The 19,579-nt window shown below is 58.2% G+C and carries 17 protein-coding genes; 3 read left to right on the top strand and 14 right to left on the bottom strand.

Annotated features, from left to right (window positions below; translation table 11 throughout):
- Window positions 1–456: 456 nt before the first annotated feature.
- The 11 genes from CC94_RS0113390 to CC94_RS0113340 all read right to left on the bottom strand — a co-directional run bounded on the left by CC94_RS0113390 (window position 457) and on the right by CC94_RS0113340 (window position 14,061).
- Window positions 457–3,606: an efflux RND transporter permease subunit gene (locus CC94_RS0113390; RefSeq protein WP_031431241.1), complete on the bottom strand. Its 3,150-nt coding sequence runs from the start codon at window positions 3,604–3,606 to the stop codon at window positions 457–459.
- Window positions 3,603–4,751: an efflux RND transporter periplasmic adaptor subunit gene (locus CC94_RS0113385; protein ID WP_245619750.1), complete on the bottom strand. Its 1,149-nt coding sequence runs from the start codon at window positions 4,749–4,751 to the stop codon at window positions 3,603–3,605. Before CC94_RS0113385 ends, CC94_RS0113390 begins: the two co-directional genes overlap by 4 nt.
- A 57-nt stretch (window positions 4,752–4,808) precedes the next feature.
- Window positions 4,809–6,389, bottom strand: coding sequence for an efflux transporter outer membrane subunit (locus CC94_RS0113380; RefSeq protein WP_005370582.1), 1,581 nt, complete (start codon window positions 6,387–6,389; stop codon window positions 4,809–4,811).
- 341 nt (window positions 6,390–6,730) lie between these two features.
- Window positions 6,731–7,759 carry a peptide-methionine (S)-S-oxide reductase MsrA gene (msrA, locus tag CC94_RS0113375; RefSeq protein ID WP_005370581.1) on the bottom strand — a complete coding sequence of 343 codons (1,029 nt, stop codon included), beginning with the start codon at window positions 7,757–7,759 and terminating at the stop codon, window positions 6,731–6,733.
- Window positions 7,760–7,956: 197 nt separating this feature from the next.
- The gene (locus CC94_RS0113370) at window positions 7,957–8,874 is read right to left on the bottom strand and encodes a LysR family transcriptional regulator (protein WP_031431239.1); all 918 of its coding nucleotides are present in this window, start codon (window positions 8,872–8,874) and stop codon (window positions 7,957–7,959) included.
- 56 nt (window positions 8,875–8,930) lie between these two features.
- Complete coding sequence (locus CC94_RS22400; RefSeq protein WP_005370579.1) at window positions 8,931–9,293, bottom strand: ATP-binding cassette domain-containing protein; 363 nt, start codon at window positions 9,291–9,293, stop codon at window positions 8,931–8,933.
- Window positions 9,293–9,721, bottom strand: a complete 429-nt coding sequence (locus tag CC94_RS0113360) for a TOBE domain-containing protein (protein ID WP_005370578.1) — start codon at window positions 9,719–9,721, stop codon at window positions 9,293–9,295. The genes CC94_RS22400 and CC94_RS0113360 overlap by 1 nt, the downstream gene beginning before the upstream one ends.
- A 17-nt stretch (window positions 9,722–9,738) precedes the next feature.
- Window positions 9,739–10,818 (bottom strand): molybdenum ABC transporter ATP-binding protein, encoded by a 1,080-nt coding sequence (modC, locus tag CC94_RS0113355; RefSeq protein WP_005370574.1) that lies wholly within the window; start codon window positions 10,816–10,818, stop codon window positions 9,739–9,741.
- Window positions 10,815–11,501, bottom strand: coding sequence for a molybdate ABC transporter permease subunit (gene modB / locus CC94_RS0113350; protein WP_005370572.1), 687 nt, complete (start codon window positions 11,499–11,501; stop codon window positions 10,815–10,817). The genes modC and modB overlap by 4 nt, the downstream gene beginning before the upstream one ends.
- A gap of 12 nt (window positions 11,502–11,513) precedes the next feature.
- Complete coding sequence (modA, locus tag CC94_RS0113345) at window positions 11,514–12,284, bottom strand: molybdate ABC transporter substrate-binding protein (RefSeq protein ID WP_005370570.1); 771 nt, start codon at window positions 12,282–12,284, stop codon at window positions 11,514–11,516.
- 274 nt (window positions 12,285–12,558) lie between these two features.
- Window positions 12,559–14,061 (bottom strand): alginate export family protein, encoded by a 1,503-nt coding sequence (locus CC94_RS0113340; protein WP_005370568.1) that lies wholly within the window; start codon window positions 14,059–14,061, stop codon window positions 12,559–12,561.
- 193 nt (window positions 14,062–14,254) lie between these two features.
- On the opposite strand from CC94_RS0113340, the gene CC94_RS0113335 reads away from it, so the two are divergent.
- The gene (locus CC94_RS0113335) at window positions 14,255–15,064 is read left to right on the top strand and encodes a TOBE domain-containing protein (RefSeq protein WP_005370566.1); all 810 of its coding nucleotides are present in this window, start codon (window positions 14,255–14,257) and stop codon (window positions 15,062–15,064) included.
- A gap of 168 nt (window positions 15,065–15,232) precedes the next feature.
- Here the strand turns inward: CC94_RS0113335 and CC94_RS21575 are convergent, their stop codons facing one another.
- The 3 genes from CC94_RS21575 to CC94_RS25070 form a co-directional block, all read right to left on the bottom strand.
- Window positions 15,233–17,017: an ankyrin repeat domain-containing protein gene (locus CC94_RS21575; protein WP_213069467.1), complete on the bottom strand. Its 1,785-nt coding sequence runs from the start codon at window positions 17,015–17,017 to the stop codon at window positions 15,233–15,235.
- Window positions 16,936–17,490, bottom strand: a complete 555-nt coding sequence (locus tag CC94_RS24330; protein ID WP_213069466.1) for a hypothetical protein — start codon at window positions 17,488–17,490, stop codon at window positions 16,936–16,938. The genes CC94_RS21575 and CC94_RS24330 overlap by 82 nt, the downstream gene beginning before the upstream one ends.
- Window positions 17,491–17,795: 305 nt before the next feature.
- Window positions 17,796–17,930: a hypothetical protein gene (locus tag CC94_RS25070; RefSeq protein ID WP_281023979.1), complete on the bottom strand. Its 135-nt coding sequence runs from the start codon at window positions 17,928–17,930 to the stop codon at window positions 17,796–17,798.
- 103 nt (window positions 17,931–18,033) lie between these two features.
- On the opposite strand from CC94_RS25070, the gene CC94_RS0113325 reads away from it, so the two are divergent.
- Window positions 18,034–18,966, top strand: coding sequence for a lytic transglycosylase domain-containing protein (locus CC94_RS0113325; protein WP_245549475.1), 933 nt, complete (start codon window positions 18,034–18,036; stop codon window positions 18,964–18,966).
- A 393-nt stretch (window positions 18,967–19,359) separates the two neighbouring features.
- A complete protein-coding gene (locus CC94_RS23785; RefSeq protein ID WP_157203435.1) occupies window positions 19,360–19,524 on the top strand; it encodes a hypothetical protein in 165 nt (54 codons plus the stop codon).
- Window positions 19,525–19,579: the final 55 nt, after the last annotated feature.

The raw sequence follows: 19,579 nt of genomic DNA, 5'->3' as shown, positions 1-19,579 counted from the left end.
CGAGGCGTCTGGCGGACGAACGGCGCGTCATGAAACACATGGCGCGGCGGCAACGGGGTAGAGACGTGCTTTAAACGCAACCTTCAGCTGTAGGGTACGCTGTGCGTACCATGGGTGAAAAGGTACGCACTCGGCAATTGCTCCTGCATTGCTCTATCTCCTGCATCCCAGCAGTCGAGCGTACCCTACGGCGGTTTGTGCCCTTTGGAGGGTAACCCCAGTTGGCAAGGGGGTACCACGATAAGCGCTCGGCGGGGGAACGAGAGGGGGAAGTAACGATCGGCCAAATACTCAGTCCATATCGCCAACCCGCAGCTTGACCCCGGCAACATCGCAGGCCGCAAGAAAACAAGGTTCGATTCATTACAGGTTCGCCGTCCGGGCGGGGTCCGGCATTGGCGAAAACGGCGCATGCGCGCGGCGACTATACCGCTGCCACTAAATGTACCAGACCCTTCATTTAAGGCTCTTCTCCCCGGCGGCGCTTTTTTCCGAGATGAGGCCGGCAGTCCAGGCCGACAACCGCACCAAGACCACATAAAGCACGGGCACGAACGGAATCGCCAACAGCGTCGAAGACAACATTCCGCCGAACACCACCGTGCCGATGGCCTGTTGGCTGGCTGCGCCGGCTTCGGAGGCGCCCAGCAACGGCACCACGCCCATAATGAAGGCGAAAGACGTCATCACAATAGGGCGAAAGCGGCGGCGCGTGGCCTCCACCGCCGCCTCCGCCGCGTCCCTCCCTTCGGCCTGGAGCTGCCGGGCGAATTCGACGATCAGGATCGCGTTCTTGCAGGCCAGACCGATCATCAGGATCAGACCGACCTGGGTGTAGAGATTGTTGTCGAATCCCCGCATCATCAAAGCCAGCAGCACGCCGACCAGGGCCATGGGCACCACCAGCACCACGGCCAGGGGACTGGTCCAGCTTTCGTATAAAGCCGCGAGCACCATGAAGACCAGGACGATCGAAAGGCCGTAAATGAAGTAGGCCTGCTTGCCCACCTGCTTTTCCTGGTAGGAAGTCGCGGTCCAGTCGAAACCGATCCCTTTCGGCAAGGTTTTCGCCGCCAGTTGCTCCATCAGTTTTAACGCTTGCCCGGAACTGAACCCGGTGGCAGCAATGCCGTAGATTTGCGCAGACGGATAAAGGTTGTAGCGCAATACCAGTTCGGGGCCCACCGTTCTGTTCACCTCCAGCAGGGTGCCCAACGGCACCATTTCGCCCTGTCCGTTCCGCACATAAAGGTTTTTGATGTCTTCCGGCTGGGCGCGAAACGGCGCGTCGGCCTGCACATAAACCTGGAACACTTGGTTGAATTTGTTGAAAAGATTGACGAAGGACGAGCCCAAATAAGTCTGCAGCGTCGAAAACACGTTGTTGAGCGGGATGTCGAGCGATTCCACCTTGATTCTGTCGATGTCCAGAAACAGCTGCGGGCTGCGCGCATTGAACGTAGAAGTCAAATTCCGCAGGCCGGACTGGCTGTTGCCCGCGCGGATGACTTCGTCGACCGTTTTTTGCAACTCGGCAAGTCCCAGACTCTGGCGGTCTTCCACCATCAATTGGAAACCGCCGCCCTGCCCCAGCCCCCGGATCGGCGGAGGGATCAGTACGATGGACCGGGATTCTTCGATGGCCGCCAGTTCCCGGCGCAGATGGGCGGTGATCGCGTCCTGGCTCAAGTCCTTCCCGCGCTTGTTCCAGTCTTCGAAGACGATAAACGTGGTGATCATGTTGGAGACGTTGGCGCTGTCCAGTATGGACAAGCCGCCGATCGTCACCCAGGCGTCCACACCCCGGGTTTTATGCAGAATTCGATTCAGCTGCTCGGTCAGGGCGACGACGCGCGGCTGCGAGGCAGCGTCCGGAAGCTGCGTGATCACCATCGCATAACCTTGGTCTTCGGTCGGTAAAAAACCGGTCGGATGGTAGGCAAACCGCCAAACGCTGACCGCAATGATCAGCGCGTACAGCAGCGTCATCGCAACGGCCCGCCGCACCATCCAGCTCACCAGCCGCACGTAGGCATGCTCGAACCCGCCGTAAGCCTTGTTGAAGCCTCGGAAAAACCAGTTGCTCTCCTTGTTTCGGGCCGGCCGCAGCCATAGCGCGCACTGGGCCGGTTTAAGCGTCAGGGCATTGATCGCGCTGATGATGGCGGTGGAGGCGATGATCAAGGCGAACTGGCGGAACAGTTGGCCGGTAATGCCCGGCAGAAAGGCGGCCGGCAGAAACACCGAAGCCAGCACCAGCGTAATCCCCATGATCGGCCCGGTGATTTCCTGCATCGCCTTGATCGTGGCGTCTTTAGGGGACAAGCCTTGTTCGATATGAAACGAAGCGTTCTCGACGATCACGATCGCATCGTCGACCACGATGCCGACCGCCAGAATCAGTGCGAACAGGGTCAACAGATTGATCCCGAAACCCAGCAGGGCCATCGCCGCGAATGCGCCGATCAGCGTGACCGGGACGGTGGTGGCGGGTACCAGGGTCGCCCGCCAGTCCTGCAGGAACAGCACGACGACCACGAGCACCAGGATGCCGGCCTCGAACAGCGTGATGTAGACGTCGTGGATCGCGCTGCGAACGAACTTGGTGGTATCGTAACGAATTTCGTAGCTCAGGCCCGGCGGAAAATCCTTGCTCATCTTCGCCATCGCCTGCTTCACTTCTTCCGCGACATCGAGCGCGTTGGCGCCGGGCAGGGTAAATACCGGCATCACGGCCGCCTTATGCCCGCTGGACTGAGAAAAATTGCTGTAACTCTGACGGCTGAGCTCGACGCGGGCGACATCGCGGATGCGCACGATTTGCGCCGATTCGCTGCGGGCGCTCTTGATCACGATATTCTCGAACTGCGAGACATCGGCCAACCGGCCGAGCGAATTGACCGTAAACTGGAAAGCCTGGTTTACCGGCGCAGGCGGGCCGCCCAATTGCCCTGCGGCCACTTGCAGATTCTGGCTCTGGATGGCGCCGATCACGTCGAGCGTGGTCAGGCTGAAATAACGAAGCTTTTCCGGATTCAACCAGACCCGCATGCTGTAAGGCCCGGCGCCCCGCACCGCAATCTGGCCGACGCCGGGCAAACGCGCCAGCGGGTTTTGCAGATTGATCACTGCGTAATTGGAAAGGAAGGTTTCGTCGTAACGGTCGTCTTCCGAATACAGCCCGACCACCAGCAGGATGTCCGTGGACACTTTTTTGACCGTAACGCCCTGCGGCTGCACCGAGGAAGGGAGCTGAGGCAAGGCGCTGTTGACCAGGTTTTGCACCAACGCCATCGAGGTATTCAGATCGGTGCCCACATTGAACGTAATCGTCAAGGTGTAGCTGCCGTCGCTGGCGCTGGTCGAGGACATGTACAGCGAATTCTCCACGCCGTTGACCGCCTGCTCGATCGGAATGCCGACCGTGGCCGCCACCACCTCGGCGCTGGCCCCCGGATAGCGGGACGTTACCTGAATGGTCGGCGGCACGATGGGGGGGTATTGCGACACGGGCAGGTTCACAAAACAGACCAGCCCCAGAATGACCGTGACGATCGCGATGACGTTCGCAAAAATGGGGCGTTCGATAAAATAGCGGGAAATCATGGGGATGTCTTCCCTGGTTCGGCCGGACCCGCAGCAACGCCCTTGCCGCCTTCCGTTTTCGTCGACGCTTTCGGTCTGGGAGCCACTTGATTTCCCGGAACGGCGTGCAGCAGGCCCGTGACGATGATCCGATCCCGATCGTCGATTCCCTCTTCGATTACCCGGTCCTCATCCGTTTGAACCCCAAGCTTGACCGGCCGCCGTTCGACGCGGTCATTACTGTCCACGACCAGCAGATAGGAACCCAGTTGATCGTAACCCACCGCCGTTTCCGGCACCACCAGCGCCGTTTTTTCCGAGTTGACCACGAGAACCCGAACCTTCGCGAACAATCCCGGCAGAATCGTACCGTCGGCATTCGAAAAACGGGCCCGCAGCAGCAATGTGCCCGTCGTCGGGGTCACCGAAATCGCGGTGAAATCGAGATGGCCGGTATGGGGATAATCTTTTTCGTCGGACAGGGCGAGGTAGGCGGGGATTTTCATTTTTTCGGCTTCCCCCGGATCGATCCGGGTTTGCCTGATCACCTTCAGCAGGTCCGCTTCGTTGATCGTGAAATAAACATAGATGGGATCTATCTGGTTGATGCGCGCCAGCGGCGTAAACTCGCCGGCGCCGACCAGGTTGCCGGGATCCTTGAGCCGGCGGTCGATCCGGCCGTCGAAAGGGACCACGACTTTCGTATAATCCAGATCCAATCCGGCCAGATCGCGTTTGGCTTCGGCGGCGATCAGCGCGGCTTTGGCGTTATCCCGCTCGAATCGCCACCGGTCCGCATCGGTCTGGGCGGCCGCATGTTGCCGCACCAGGCCCGTGAACCGCGCCAGCTCGGTTTGGGCATGGTCGAGGCTGGCTTTTTGCTGCAGCACTTGCGCTTCCGCCTGCTTCAGCTTGGCCTGATAAGTATCCTGCTGGATCAGGAACAGCGGCTGATCTTTCTTTACGCTCTCGCCGTCGTGAAAAAAAACCTTTTCCAGATAACCCTGCACGCGCGCGACCAGCTGGACCGTATTGAAGGCCTGGGTATTGCCGGTAAACTCCAGGTATTCCCTCACCTGCCGATGAACCGGTAGGCTGACGGTGACTTCCGGGGGAGGCGGCGGCACATAGGCATTCTTTTCTTCGCAACCGCCCGCAAAGAGCATGGCGCCTCCTACGAATGCCGCGATGTTGTATTTCCTCATAGCAATCTTCGCTCCCATTTACCAGCGAGGCCAACCGATGCCCGAAGATTTCCGGGCATCCGGCGACGGTTGCGCGGCAGGCGACAACAACCCGCCCCAATCGGTACGCTTTGCCATTTCCTCCTTGACGAAAACGGGCACCGCATCCTTGCCTTCGCGAATCTGCCACCCGCCTCCGAGGGCCCGGTATACGCCCACCAGATTGTTCGAGATGTCGCCCAACGTGACGGCGAGGCTGTCTTGTTCGTTCAGCAGCGCCTGCTGGGCCGTCAACACGGTCGTAAAATCGGTGATGCCCTGCCGGTACTGCAAGGTGGCCAGTTCCAGCGAATGCCGCGCGGCCGTGATACTTTTCACCAAAGACCGGGCGCGCTCCTGGGAGCGCAGGAACGCCACCAAGTTGTCTTCCACTTCGCGCTGCGCGGCGAGCACGGTATTCTGATAGCCGATCAGCAAGGCCTGCAGCCGGGCGTCCTGTACCCGGACTTGATTGGTGATTTGCCCGTAGTTGAAGATGTTCCATTGCAGCGCCGGCCCGAAGTTGGCGGTCCGGCTTTTCCATAAGAAAACATCGCTCAGCGCGAACGAGCCGACATCGGTCGAGAGTAAACCGAAAGTGCCGGTCAGCGAAAAAGCCGGATAAAGAGCCGCCTGGGTCACGCCGACGCTTGCGGACTGGGCGGCGGCACGCCGTTCGGCGGCGCGGACATCGGGGCGGCGGCGCAGCAGATCGGCCGGCACGCCCACGACCACCTCCGCGGGAGGGGCGGGAATTTGCGCATTGCCGCTCAGCAAATCGCCGATCCGGCCCGGCGCCATGCCCAGCAGAAAATTCAACGCGTTCTGCTGCCGGCGAAGTTCGATCTCGAGCGTAGGAATGGAAGCCTCGGTGCTTGCCAACACCGTCCTGGCCTGTTCGACATCGCGCTCGGAAGTCGTGCCGCCCTCATAGCGGATTTTTGCAAGCTGCAGGTTGGCCTGCTGCGTATCGACGTTTTGCCGCGCAATGCCCAGGCGTTTTTCAAACGTCCGGATCGTGATATACGCATGCGCCACATCGGCCGTGAGACTGACCAACCCGGCGTTGTAATTGGCCACCGCCGCCTGGAATTCGGCATCCGCCGATTCGATGGCGCGGCGGAATTTACCCCAGAAGTCGATTTCCCAGCTGGCGGTCAGGCCAAGCTGGGTCTGGGCATAATCGAAAATATGGGAAAAAGCGGCCTGCGAGGCACGCTGGCTGAGGTGGATCTCGTTCAGCGAACCGGTCAGTTGCTGATTTTGCGGATAAAGATCGCCGGTTGCGATGGCCAGTTGTGCGCGGGCCTCGAGTATTCGCACGCCGGCGACGCGGAGATCGAGATTGTCGAGATAAGCGCGTTCAATGAGCCGGTTAAGAACCGGGTCGTCAAATGTTTTCCACCAATCCCGGACATCGGTGAAATTCGTTTTGAGCCGGCCGTCCCGAGAATCCAGCCATTGGGCCGCCGTTTCGGCGGGAGGGCGGACATAGTCGGGGCCGACCATGCAGCCGGAAAGCAGCAGAAAGAACCACAACCCTGCCGGGCGAAAACCGGCCGATTTAGCCGCCTGATTCATCCTGACTCCGGCAGACGTCAGGCTGGGCGGACGAGGAACAGGGAAACGGGGCGCCTCGGCTCCCGGAGACCGCCGAAAACGGGTACAAGGCGGCGGCAAACAGAGCCTCGACGCTAATGAAATGCCTTCTCAAGCCATGTAAAAACATGATCCACACCCCCTCGAATCAAGCCATTGGACTCTATGGCCGGCTTATTGTTCAACGGACGCTCTGGCAGGAGCCCATAAATTAGGAAGCCAACGCGCTGACAGATTATGCCATCGAATGCAAAAAGCCTCGAATTTCCAAATCTCTCGAACGACTCGGAGACATGGAAACATCTTCTCCACTGGAACGCCGCCTACGTGCTTTTCCCCGCTTCGCTCAACCACCGCCAGAAATCCCCCGCCCCCCGATAACCGGTATAGCGGGCGACTTCCTGCCGGTCTCTGAACAGGACGATGGTGGGAGTGGCGAATAATTCCCCGTTCAGCTTCCAGCCTTCCGGAGGCGCCGTCAAATGGGTGGACACGATGGGAAGCGGATTTTTCCAGACCGCAAGCACTTCCTTGTCGAATTGCCGGCAATAGCCGCAATCGTCCGCTTCGAAGGCGATCAGCTGTTCCCCGACATTCAAGGCGACATTCTGCCAACCCTGACCGCCCTCCCCGGTTTCGGCCGCCTCATGCGGAACCGCGCCGCCGACGGCAGTCCGCGGATCGAGATAGGCCACGCCGATGCCTCCCAATCCGCAATAACCGAGCGGATTCTTTTCCAGATAGTCCTGATGGTAATCTTCGGCGGCGGCATAGTTCCTGAGCGGCGCAATTTCGGTCGTAATAGGCTTGGCGATACCCACCTTCTTCAGGCTCTGTTGATAGACTTCCCGTGTTTTCTCGGCCCACCGGCGTTCCTCGTCGGTACGGTAAAAGACGGCGCTGCGGTAATTGCTGCCGATGTCGTTGCCCTGGCGATTGCCCTGGGTCGGATTGTGGTTTTCCCAAAAATGGATCAGGACGCGTTCGAGGGTGGTCTGCCGTGGGTCGTAATAGACTTTAACCACTTCGGCATGGTTTTTGACGGGAGTGCCTTCTTCTATCGCCTTTTCGGTGTCGTGAAGCGTTTCGTAAACGGGGGAAGGCATATCGCCCCCGGCATAGCCGGCTTCGACGTCCAGCACGCCGGTCAGCGCCTGCATGCGCTTTTCGGCGCCCCAAAAGCACCCCATCCCCAACACGATATAGGGGGTATCCGGACCGACCGCCGCCTTGTTCAGAGAAGGATTGACGGTTTTACCCTCCAGCAGGTGCGGATTCAGCAGCCCGCCGGCCGCAACCGCCAAAACGCCCAGTATCAAAAAAGAGCAAGATGCGCGTTTTCGCCTGTTCACAGTCTCTCCTCCAAAAATCGGTTTATCGATAAAACGGCTGCGCGTCGTACGTTCAGTTAGAAACCTTACATCGGCATTTGTGCCGGGCGCGGAAAATTTATTTCCGGGAACACGCGGCCCGCGGCGGATCACCCCGGAGCGCAGGCCAAACCGCGCCGGTCGCACGGACCCGGCGATCGTCCGGTTTTATCACTCATTCATAACTTGCCGATTATCAACGAATCGAAGCAATGCTGCAAATTCAGTCCTTGGGCTATTTTCCAGGCGGCGTCCTGGATCGGGATGGGCAACTCCTGGCGGCGCATGACCAGGCCCACTTTCCGCGAAAGCTCGGGCGCCAGCGGCAGCGCGGCCACTTCCTGGCGCATTTCGAACTGGCTCAGCATGCTGTGCGGCACAATACTGTACAGGCCCACGTTGCATACGTGCGCATACAGGGCGAAGATCGAATCGGTTTCCAGCATGATCTTCGGGGCGACCCCGGCCTGCCGGAAGGCGGCGTCGATCAGATGGCGGTTTTGCATGTTCGGCGTCAAGAGGCACAAGGGAAGCCCTTCGACGTCGTTCCAGCTCAAATGGCCTTCGAGCAGGCGGGAATCCGGCTTCCGGGCCAGCAGCACGTGCCGCTCGCGGTACAGCGGCAAAATCCGGAATCCTTTTAACCGGGGATCCTCCAGATAGGTCAGGCCCAGATCCAGCTCGAAGCCGTCGAGTTGCCGGATGAGTTCTTCGGCGCAGAGGGAGGTCAGTTTGACGGCGATGCCGGGATATTCGTCCTGGCAGGGCTTGGTCAGCAGCGGCGTGACGGCCAGCATCGTCGGGATGGCGCCCAGGCGCAGAACGCCGGTGAGCTGCCGGCGATACTGGACGGCGGCCTGGCGCATGCCCTCCCAGTTCTGGGCCAGAATGCGCGCCCACTGCAAGACTTTTTCGCCTTCCTCGGTAAAACCCTCGAAACGCTGTCCGCGCTTGATGATGGTGATGCCCAGTTCTTCTTCGAGATGCTGGATGGCGTTCGACAGGGCGGGCTGGGAAACATGGCTGAGCTCGGCCGCCCGGCCGAAATGTCGGGTTTTGGCGAGAGCGAGCAGATAATGGATTTGCCGGATGAACATCGGTAAGGGCCAAAAAGGGAGAAACTTCCTTGAAACAACAGGATACCGCCCGGTCTTCAGCCGGGCGGCGAAAAGCCGTCGCCCGACGAGTCGTAACCCGCGCCGTCGATCTGCGCGGCCGCGCCGACCGGGCGCAGTTCGCGGGGCATCACGATGCCTCGGGTGCTGTCGGATAAAATCTTGCCGTTCAGAACGATGCGCCCGCTTTGGGGTTGCAGGGCGCCGGAAATCAAATCGAAAACCGCGCTTTTGCCGGCCCCGGATTTTCCGAACAGGCCGACGCAGGTTGCGCTGGCCGACAATTGCATCGACAAGCCGAAACGGCCGCGGCCCAGTGTTACGTTCATTTCCAGCAGCATGGCACCTTCCACGGTACGAACTGCGGCCGGGATCGAGCCGGTCCGCAGGCGATGGCTCATTATCCCGCGACCGCCAGAATCACCGATCCGGCTTTGAATACCGCCGTCACCGGCTGCCCCTGGCGTAAATCCAGCGCTTCGACGCTTTCGTTCGTGACCGTGGCGGCCACCGTTTCGCCGCCTTTCAATTCGATGTCCACCTCGCTGTTGATCGCGCCGAGCTTGACTTGAGTCACCGTTCCCTGGAGCTGGTTGCGCGCCGAAATGCGGTAGCCGCCGAAATCGGTGACGATGATCACGTGCGGCGCCTTGATCATCGCGATCACTTCCTTGCCGGCCTGGATAGCGAGCGATTCGGCCGATTCCTTGGTCACCGTGGCGACGAGAGTATCTCCGCCCTGCAATCGCACGAGAACTTCCGTATATACCGAACCCGGGCGAACTTCGCTGACGACTCCTTTGAACTGGTTGCGTGCACTGACTTTCATGATGAATCTCCCATGCGCTAATTTACAATGGATGTGCCTTTAATCTGCACATAAACGTGCCTGCCCACCTGCAAATCCAGTAACTGTCTGGATTTACAGGTGATATGCGCCAACAACGGCAGCGCACTGACTTCGAGCTTTACGATTGCCTGGCCGTTCAACCTGTCGGCTATGTCCGTGATCGTGGCGGGCAGCACGTTCAGAATGCTGGTCGCCCGCGGCGCTTCCAGGGAAATACTAACATCGCTGGCATAGATCTGTACCCTTACCGTGTCGCCGATAGCCGCCGCCACTATCGGCAGATGAAGCTCCGCGCCGCTAAAGCCGATCAGGGTCAAATGATAGTCGGCATCGTGTTCCACGACGCGCCCCTGCCAGACCATCAGAGCATGCTTGTCCTCCGCTATCGGCAGATCGATACGGCCCAACGTATCGGCGAGCGGGCCCGACGCCAGCACGCGGCCTGCGTCTATCGCCACCAGATGATCGGCCAACTGCGCGACTTCCTCCTGCGAATGCGTGACATACAAAACCGGAATGTCCAATTGCTGGCGCAAACGGATCAAAAACGGCAGGATCTCCTGCTTGAGTTTGAAATCCAGCGAAGCCATCGGCTCATCCATCAGCAGCAATTCCGGTTTGAGAACCAGCGCACGCGCAATGGCGACCCGTTGCCGTTCTCCCCCCGACAGCCGATCCGGCATTCGGTCCAGCAAGCGGTCGATCGCCAAAAGCTTTAAAGTCTTCCGCACATCGCCGCCGTTAAACGACCGGCCAACGCGCTTCAGGCCAAAGTTCAGGTTGTCGAATACCGTTAAATGCGGAAACAGATTGGCATCCTGGAACACATAACCGACCTGGCGTTGATAGGGCGGCAGGAAAATGGCCCGTTCGCTGTCCTGCCAGATCTTGCCGTTGACGCTCAGAAAACCCTGCGGCGGTTGCTCGAGCCCGGCAATGCAGCGCAGTAAAGTGGTCTTACCGGAGCCGGAAGGGCCGAACAGCACGCTGATGCCCGATCCGGGCAGATTCAGGTCGGCATCCAACTGAAACGCGCCGTAATCCAATTGAAAGCGGGTAAAGATGGTCTGGCTCATTTGATTGGATGAGAAACAGGAGGGTTTTTTAAAACGCTAAACAACAGCAGCAACACGGTAAAGCTGAAAGCCAGCAAGCCGCCGGCCAGCCAATGCGCCCGGCCGTATTCCAGCGCCTCGACGTGATTGTAGATTTGCACCGAAACCACCCGGGTTTTGCCGGGAATATTGCCGCCGATCATCAACACCACGCCGAATTCGCCGACCGTATGGGCGAAGCCGAGTATCGCGGCGGTTATAAAGCCCGGCTTCGCCAGCGGGGCCACGATGTGGAAAAAGGTATCCAGCGGCCCGGCACGCAGCGTGGCGGCGGCTTCCAGGGGCTGACGGCCGATCGCGGCAAAGGCCGTATGCAAGGGCTGCACCACGAACGGCAACGAATACAATACCGACGCGACGACGAGCCCCTTAAAGGTAAAGGGCAAGGGACCGAGGCCCAGTCCCGCCATCAGGGCGCCGATCGGCCCGTTCGGACCGAGCAGCACCAATAGATAAAAACCGAGCACGGTGGGCGGCAAAATCAGAGGCAACGCGATCAGGGCATTGACGATGCCCTTCCAGCGCGATCCGGTGCGCGCCAGCCACCAGGCCAGCGGGGTGCCGAGCAGCAACAGCAGGACGGTCGTCAGGCCGGCGACCTGAAAAGTCAGCCAAAGCGCCGAAATATCGTCATCGCTGAACATCGGTTGGAAAATTCAATCGGCCAAACTGTAACCGTATTTTTGGATGATCGCCCGCGCTTCGGCGGATTTGAGGAATTCGAGCAACGCGGGCGCCGCCGGATTTGCCGCGCCTTTATTCAGCAACACCGCATCCTGGCGAATCGGCGCATGAAGATTTTCAGGCACGGTCCAGGCGGAACCCTTGAGAATTTTGCCGTTCTCGATCACCTGCGACAGCGCGATGAAGCCCAGCTCCGCATTGCCGGTCGAGACGAACTGATAAGTTTGCGAAATGTTCTCGCCGAGCACGAACAAGGGCTGGAGTTTTTCGAAGAAACCCTTGTTCTTCAACACCTCGACGGCGGCCTCGCCGTAAGGCGCCAATTTGGGATCGGCCAGCGCCAGATGCTTGAAGCCGCCCTGTTCCAGGATGCGCCCCTGAGCGTCGACATAGCCCGGCTTGGCCGACCACAGCACCAGCTTGCCGACCGCATAGGTAAAGCGGCTGCCGGCTACGGCCAGCCCGGCCTTTTCCAGTTGTTCCGGTTTTTCGGCGTCGGCGGACAGAAACACTTCGAACGGCGCCCCGTTTTCGATCTGCGCGACGAATTTGCCCGAAGAACCGAACGACAGCTTGGCGCTGTGACCGGTCGCCTTTTCGAACGCTGCGGCGATTTCGGTCATCGGCTGGGCGAAATTGGAAGCGACCGCCGCTATCGTCGTGGCGGCAAGGGCCGGCTGGCAAACGACGACCGCGCAGCATAGCACGATCATCGAGAAGCGTGAGATGAAGGTAGCGAACATGGGCACTCCTAATGGTTTCGTCAAAAATAGCTTCCCCTTTGAAAAAAAGGGATTTCGTCAAAAACAACTTCCCCCCCTTTGAAAAAGGAGGAACTCGTCAAAAACACCTCCCCCTTTGAAAAAGGGGGATCGAGGGGGATTTAGTTTAGAAAATCTCCTCCGTCCCCTCTTTTTCAAAGAGGGGAGTGAATAATCTGCGTTTCCAATCACTCAACATTCGGGGAAATGATTTCCAACCCAATCCTAAGCATGATGAGCGGTTTATAACATATCCTTAAAACCGGAACAGGCTTTGCGCATAGAAATAATCGGTATCCCCGCTTTTCGGCGCATTAGGCGCATCTTCGGCAAAGGTGCCTTTGAACAGATGGGCCCAGCCGGTTTCCAGGTTCAGACTGCTGTTAACATCCCAGCGTGCCGACAGTTCCAACTGCTGGCCGACAAATCCGCCGGACCCGCCCGTCTGATCGCGCAATCCCGCCGCCGTCCAGCTATCCTTGTTTTCTGCCAGCCAGAAAAAACGGTGGCTGATAAAAGCTTGTACGGCCGGGTGCGGATTGAAGCTGACCCGGTAACCCGGCGTATTGATGTTACTGCGGGCAAAGGAGGCGTATATGCCCGTCGGCCCGAAATCGAAGCGCCGCGCGCCGTACAAAGTGTCGAACTGCTGGTCCTTTTTGTCTTTCGGATCGTGGTCGCCGCTCGCATAATCGTACTCGACCGCGAAGCGCGGCGTCCACGGCATCTCGAAGGTGTAGCCCGCGTCCAGATGCTGGAACCAGGCCGCATGGTCCAGATTTTCATTGGACGCCGTATTCGCCCGCACCGTGCCCCACTGGCCGATCGTTTCGGTTTGAAAATCGAAATGCCCTTTTTCAGGTTTGATATAAAAGCGCATGCCCGGCGTAAAATAGCGGCGGTTTCGGGTCGGATTGCGCTTACGGTCGCCTTCGTCGAGATGGTACAAGTACAGTTCGGCGTTGATCTTGGCGGGCAGATCGTACACTTCCAGAAAGCCGCCGGAAAACCATGCTTGCTCTTCCGGCTCGTCGAAACTGTGGAAATTGTCCAGCAATTGCTGTGAATTGTTCGGATAGCGCCCGACCGGTTTGGTCACGAAGGCGTTGAACTGCCAGTGGTTGTAATCGAGAACTCTCAGACGGAAACCGTCGAAACTGTTGAGCGTATTCCGGAACACGTTTCTGGCGACCAAACGGCGGCTGCCGAAGTTCAGGGTCTGCCGGCCGGCGATCGCCTCGACGCCCAGGCCGCTGTACATTACATTCTGGTCAGCCCAGGCCAGATAGCCCTGGATGAAATCGGCCTCGTCGACATGGGTATTGTTGATTCCGGAACCCTTGTCGGCCAGGAATTGGCGGGCGTCCAGAAATTCTCCGCCGACTCGCCATTGTCGAAAATGGGCTTCAACCCATAGATCGGCCTGCAGGGGGACCTGCTGGTCGCCGCCCTTGCAACCGGCCTTAAAGCAGCCGTCCAGCGTTTCGTAGCGGGTGCGCTGTTCCAGAGACACCGTCAGCCATTCGGGCAGGCCCAAGGCATCGTGCAGGTTCCAGACCGGTTTCTCGTATTTATACGAGCCCGACAAGGCATCCGGCATTTGGCTCGAAAAGACGGCGAAAGGCGGTTTGGTGTAGCTTTTTTCTTCCGCCGCATCGGCCAGTCCGGGACTGGAGATCATCGCGGCGGAAACGGCAACCGTTCCGATCGAACGGGTAAAAGTGGAAGCGATATTCGATTCATTTTGGGGATTTATCATAATAGCGGTCTGCCTTTTGTGAACGTCAAACGCCGTTCGTGTGGTAGTCGATTTCAGAAAAGGTTTTTCCCAAACAGTTACCGGTCTGAGATGGTGTTAGTATATATCGTTATATACCAAAGTAAATAACGTTGTTTGGCGACAAACCGTTTTTGCATAAGAAACATTCAAGCTATTTTTTCAAGGAAGTGACATGAATCCGAACGACAACGCGCCCTCCCGATGGATAGAAGGCGAATTACGGCTAGCGGGAATGCTGGATGCCCGCATGATGGAGCTCTTGAAGGCGATAGACCGGAGCGGATCGATCAATCAGGCCGCCAAACAAATGGGGCTGAGTTACAAGGGCGCCTGGCAAATGCTGGAACGGGCCAACAACGGCGCGCCGCAAACCCTGCTGACCACCGCCATCGGCGGCAGTAAGGGGGGCGGAACCGCATTGACGCCCGCGGGTAAGGCGTTGCTGGCCTTGTTTACCCGGCTGGAGCAAAAGCACAGGGATTTTATCGCCGAACTGAACCGAAGCCTGGCCGAAGACCCCGCTACGATACTTCTTCTTCAGCGCCTGGAGGTCAAAACCAGCACTCGCAACCAATTGTTCGGCCAAGTCACCGCAATCGACAGGGATGTCGCGGATGCCCGAATTACCGTGCGCCTGAAAGGCGGAGAAGAGGTGGTTTCGTCTTTCAGCACCGCTTCGCTCGACGCACTGGCGATCGGCATCGGCGCCGATGCGGTGCTGATGATCAACAGCGCCGACATCATGCTGTTGACCGATCCCGCCCTCGAACGGATTTCGGCCCGGAACCGCCTGCTCGGGAAGGTGATGCGGATCCGGCACGACATCGTGGATTCGGAAGTGATCGTTCTCTTGCCGAACGGCGAAATCCTGGCCGCGATGATTACCCAGCAAAGCCTGCGCAAACTGGCGCTAATGCCCGGCATGTCGGTCTGGGCGGTCTTCAAGGCCCACGCGCCGATCCTGGGCGTCAGGTCGTCGTAACGCCCGCGGTTCCCCGGCGATCTTAGCGAGTATACTGGCCAACCGCGTTTTGCCGGTGCCGGAAAGCCCGATCAGCAGAACGTTCGATTTGCCGATTTCGACTTTCTGTTCCGCATGGCCCAGCCGGACTTCCGGCTCTTGTGCTTCAGGCGCTTGGTTTGGAAACGCTTATTCGCTGCGCACGCCCTCCCTCTTTTCCGTCAGCAAATGCTTCAATTCGGCTTTGCGCTCCTGCATCCAGGTTTCGAGGATTTCGTTGTAATCCCGGTGCCACCAATCCTGTTTGGCATCGTGCCGGGGCGCCAGTTTGTCGATATTCAATAAGTCGTAAATATTGATCCACTCCCCTTCGACCCGGATCGCCAGGTTCGGGTTGAAAATGTAATGGCCGCGCATAACCCGGTAAAACAGCCTGCGGTTGTAACGGTCGTCTTTTTCGATTTCGTTTTTCGCCAGAATCGCGGACAAATAGGCACGCTGCTTGCGCCGCTCCGGCAAAATTCCGGCCGGGATGTGCGCGATCGCATCGATAAAGTCCTGCGTCGTGAACCCTTCGAGCCAGTAAACCATTTTTTTCGGCATGACCCGGTAAAACAGAGCGATCATCAGGTTCAGCAGAAAAAACTCCATGCTGCTTTTGTCGAGCTTGATCAGCCGGTGCTCGACCTGGATGCTCATGCTGGTCGGCTCCAACAGGTCGTAGATCGCGGCCAGTTTCTTTTTCGCATAGGTTTCGCCGCGTTCGGCCTGGGCGAGCGCGATCTGGAATGCGGTCAGGCCGTTGCCGTCGACTTTTTCGGGATCGGCCCCGACCTCGACCAACGCCTTCACGACTTCCGCGTTGCCGGTCCAGGCCGCCACCATCAACGGCGTCTGATTGAACACGTTACGGAAATCCGGGCCGTATTGATCGGTCTGCTTCAAGACCGCATCCGGCTTTTTGAATTGATAAGCCACATAATGCTTCTGTTTGAGCATCAGCAAGCCCTTATCCGGCTGTCTAGCCGGCTTGAAATCGGCGTGCAGCAGCGCATTCAAAATATTTAAATCCTCGTAGACCAAGGCATATTCGAACAGGGTCATCTTGGCGTTCTTGTCGTTCGCTTCCAGCGCTTTCCGTTTCAGTTCGGCCAGCGCTTCGCCGCTCAGCACTTGCCACGGCGGCGTTTTTTGCTTCAGGATTTCGCTGCGGATGCGGTCGGCCTGTTCCTGCTTGCCTTGCAGTTCCAGCTTGTGCGCTTCCAGGCGCCAGGCGTCCAGGCTCGAATTCTGATTCGCCAGCGTCAGGCTGGTGCGCACATCGCGCAGGCCGAGCAAATCGAGCAACGGCTGGCGGACGTTGCTTTCGATCCAGTACAGGTTCTTGATCGCGCGAGTCAGCGCGACGTACAGCGCGTTCACGTAAAACTTGTACACCTCCAGCGATTTGTCGGTCTTGTCCTTGCCGCGCGCGTATTTCAAGTCCTGCTCCAGGTCGGCCGCCGTGACACCCTTCGCGATTTCGCGGTAGCGGCTTTCTTCGAGCGTCAAAAAGTTGTACAGGATGATATTTTCGTATTCGAGCCCTTTCGCTTCCTGGATCATGAACACCAGCGGCGTCGAGAAATGGCGCGCCGCTTCCGGTTTTTGTTCGGCGTTCATCACGATCACCGCGAACAAAGTCGAAGTGCGCGTCTTGCTGTCGAGTTCGCGGCGAATGTCGGCCGAGTCTTCGAGCAGCAGCACTTCGCCTTCCATGTGGCCGTTGCTTTCGACCAGATAATGGCTTTCTTTGTCGATCGAGCCGAAGCGCTGGTTTTTGATCTTCAAAATCCGGTTCGCGATCTCGGTCACTTGCGGCGCGTTCCGGTAGTTCGTGTTCAAGATCCGGATCAGATCGCCTTCGCCGCGCAAATCTTCCTGCTTATAAAACAGGCTTTTGACTTTGGACCAGGAAAAGAAATTCGGATGCACGATCTGGTTCGAGTCGCCGCAGAGAAGCCGCTACCGGCCGAACCGATGATCACCAGCGGCGGCTGCACCTGATAGATCGCCTGCTGGTTGTCGTCGAACGAAATGATCTTGTCGAGCAGATTGAAGCGGTCGTGGTGCGGATTCAAATACGCGAGCGGCGCGCCTTCGATCTTCGCCGGATCGTCGATCGCCGGAATCTTGCTTTCGTCGATCGCGGCGGCGCGGCGCAGAAAACGCGAGTCTTCGTAGGCGTGCTGCTTGATGTATGCCAGGATCAGCGCATAAGCGTGCCCCTGATGCCGGTAAACCGAGAACAACAGCCGGTCGCTTTGATTCAGTCGGGCGCGGTACAGATTGTCGCCGACTTTTTTGACCTCGGCCGACTTGAAATCGTCGGCTTCGAGGTATTTGACCATTTTCGAGAATCCGGGAATCTGTTTGGGGTTCAGCTCGTTGTAAAGAAGAATCTGCATGAAAATCGAGTTGGCGAAGATTATTAAAAATAGGATGCCAGCAAACGGCAAGCTGCTGCGTAAAACGGTTTGCTAGAGTTTAAGGACATTGCCGAACTACTGGATGAACGTAGGGTACGCGGTGCGTACCTGATTTTAATCTACTCGAGCGTCAGAAAAAGGTATGCACCGCATACCCTACTTCAACAAGAAGGGGCTTTTTTGGTTAGACCTCCTTATGCCGGACAAAAAAAATTAACTGTTTCTCAAGCTCGGAATGAGCTAAGATAATTTTAAACCTTCGCAAAGCAAAACGACGCGCTTCGTCAAGCCGTTGTTTTGTTTCTTTCTCCGGCAAATTTTTCACCGTTCTTTTCACGCAAAATGAAGCGATTGATGATGCGGATGTGGCTTTCATCGGCGATCGCGATGGGGCTGAGCGCCTGCGGCGGCCAGACCATCGCCCTCCGTGAGGAACCTCGAATCCATACGCCCTCCCCCCTGGCAGTCCCTGCCGCTCCGCGAAAGCTCCATAAACCGGTAACGACTTACTCCGGCCTCTTCTTGAAACCTGGCGACCTGGAACCGGCGGTGGAGTTCTGGCGCAATGTCTATGTGAAGTGGCGGCGTTCGGAAGTGGTGCTTCATGACGACCGCCATCTGAACGTCATCTACGAAGTGATCAGATTGCCGGGTTACGTCGACGAAAGCCTGACCTCCGAGCAGAAAGACATCGTCAGCCGGCGCCGCAATTTCTGGAAGGCCCAACTGGCCGTCCTGGAAAGCAAAGTGCGCTACAACGCCCCGTTGAATGCCGGCGACCGCGAACTGATCGCCAGGCTGGAAAGCAGCGGCAGAACGCTCGCCATCCTCTTGAGCGGCGCCGCCGAACGGGTGCATGCGCAACGCGGGACGCGCGAACGCTTCAAACGCGGCATCGAGATCAGCGCAGGCTATGACCGGCGGTTCCGAAAGATATTCCGCGACGCCGGCCTGCCGGAAGACTTGGCTTATCTGCCTCATGTCGAATCCTCGTTTCAACCGGCGGCCCGCTCCTCTGCCGGCGCGGTCGGCATGTGGCAGTTCACCAAAGCCGCCGCAAAACGGTTCATGCCCGGCAGCCATCGCGCGGACCGGCGCCTCGATCCTTACGCTTCCGCGGTCGGCGCGGCCAATTACCTCGGCTACGCCTACGGCATGCTGGGGAACTGGCCCGCGGCGATTACTTCCTACAACCACGGCATTAACGGCATGAAGCGTGCGCAGAGCCAGTTCGGCCCCGACTTTGCTCGTATCGTGCAAAACTACGCAAGTCCTGCATTCGGCTTCGCCTCCCGCAACTATTATGCGCAATTCCTGGCGGCGCGCGAAATCGCCAGCGATCCGGCACAGTATTTTCCGGAAGAAGGAATGTATGCCGAGAAGAATGGCTTGCGGAATGTCAACGTGAACGGCAACACCCTGGCTCCTTTGAATGCAGCGGCGGCCGAAAAATAAACGGCTTTTTGAATTTGCCAGGGAATACCCCGGAAATCCTACGGGGCTCGCGGCCCAATGCCGTTACCGTGAAAATACCCAAGTAGATACTGTTATTCACGTCAAGCGTTATGAAGCGCAGCGTTGTAGGGCGTTTTCGCGATAGCAAAACGCCAACAGCCTTCAAAGCGCGGCGGATTGCCTGGCGGCGAATCCACCCTACAAGAGCCGTTGGGCTGAACGAAGGGAGGCGCACCGAGTACCGGGGTATCGTTCGCGATCGATGCGCCACCCAACATCGGCAACCGCTCCTGCGTTGCCCTATCTCCTGCATCCTGTCTGTTAAGTTAAAGAGATAAAATACTGTAGGCCGGATAAGCGTAGCCCCGAGGCGTTGCAAAGCTTGCTTTGCAAATGACCAAACCGATTGACCAAGCAAGAAAGCCGGAAACGACCGTCCTGGCCCTGCGCCTGCAGGATCGGACGATATTGCAGGAATACGGGATAAACATCGAAACCGGGCGCTCCGGCAAAGGCCGGAGTATCTGGCTCGTGATGAAGCCGATACGACTACCGTAAAACCAGGCTGATCGGATGAAGACACCGAAGACAAGCCTCATCGGTGCATCGGTCT

The sequence above is a fragment of the Methylomicrobium agile genome, from assembly GCF_000733855.1.
GTDB lineage: Bacteria > Pseudomonadota > Gammaproteobacteria > Methylococcales > Methylomonadaceae > Methylomicrobium > Methylomicrobium agile.
The sequence above is the reverse complement of the archived record's forward strand: the minus strand, read 5'-3'. Positions and strand labels throughout refer to the sequence as shown.

What these genes read in the sequence shown, in the direction of transcription:
- CC94_RS0113390 (WP_031431241.1), bottom strand. Translation starts at nt 3,606, where the DNA reads ATGATTTCCCGCTATTTTATCGAACGCCCCATTTTTGCGAACGTCATC.
- CC94_RS0113385 (WP_245619750.1), bottom strand. Translation starts at nt 4,751, where the DNA reads ATGCTCTTTGCGGGCGGTTGCGAAGAAAAGAATGCCTATGTGCCGCCG.
- CC94_RS0113380 (WP_005370582.1), bottom strand. Translation starts at nt 6,389, where the DNA reads ATGAATCAGGCGGCTAAATCGGCCGGTTTTCGCCCGGCAGGGTTGTGG.
- CC94_RS0113370 (WP_031431239.1), bottom strand. Translation starts at nt 8,874, where the DNA reads ATGTTCATCCGGCAAATCCATTATCTGCTCGCTCTCGCCAAAACCCGA.
- CC94_RS22400 (WP_005370579.1), bottom strand. Translation starts at nt 9,293, where the DNA reads ATGAGCCATCGCCTGCGGACCGGCTCGATCCCGGCCGCAGTTCGTACC.
- CC94_RS0113360 (WP_005370578.1), bottom strand. Translation starts at nt 9,721, where the DNA reads ATGAAAGTCAGTGCACGCAACCAGTTCAAAGGAGTCGTCAGCGAAGTT.
- modC (WP_005370574.1), bottom strand. Translation starts at nt 10,818, where the DNA reads ATGAGCCAGACCATCTTTACCCGCTTTCAATTGGATTACGGCGCGTTT.
- modB (WP_005370572.1), bottom strand. Translation starts at nt 11,501, where the DNA reads ATGTTCAGCGATGACGATATTTCGGCGCTTTGGCTGACTTTTCAGGTC.
- modA (WP_005370570.1), bottom strand. Translation starts at nt 12,284, where the DNA reads ATGTTCGCTACCTTCATCTCACGCTTCTCGATGATCGTGCTATGCTGC.
- CC94_RS0113340 (WP_005370568.1), bottom strand. Translation starts at nt 14,061, where the DNA reads ATGATAAATCCCCAAAATGAATCGAATATCGCTTCCACTTTTACCCGT.
- CC94_RS0113335 (WP_005370566.1), top strand. Translation starts at nt 14,255, where the DNA reads ATGAATCCGAACGACAACGCGCCCTCCCGATGGATAGAAGGCGAATTA.
- CC94_RS24330 (WP_213069466.1), bottom strand. Translation starts at nt 17,490, where the DNA reads ATGCAGATTCTTCTTTACAACGAGCTGAACCCCAAACAGATTCCCGGA.
- CC94_RS25070 (WP_281023979.1), bottom strand. Translation starts at nt 17,930, where the DNA reads ATGGTCTGGCCGCCGCAGGCGCTCAGCCCCATCGCGATCGCCGATGAA.
- CC94_RS23785 (WP_157203435.1), top strand. Translation starts at nt 19,360, where the DNA reads ATGACCAAACCGATTGACCAAGCAAGAAAGCCGGAAACGACCGTCCTG.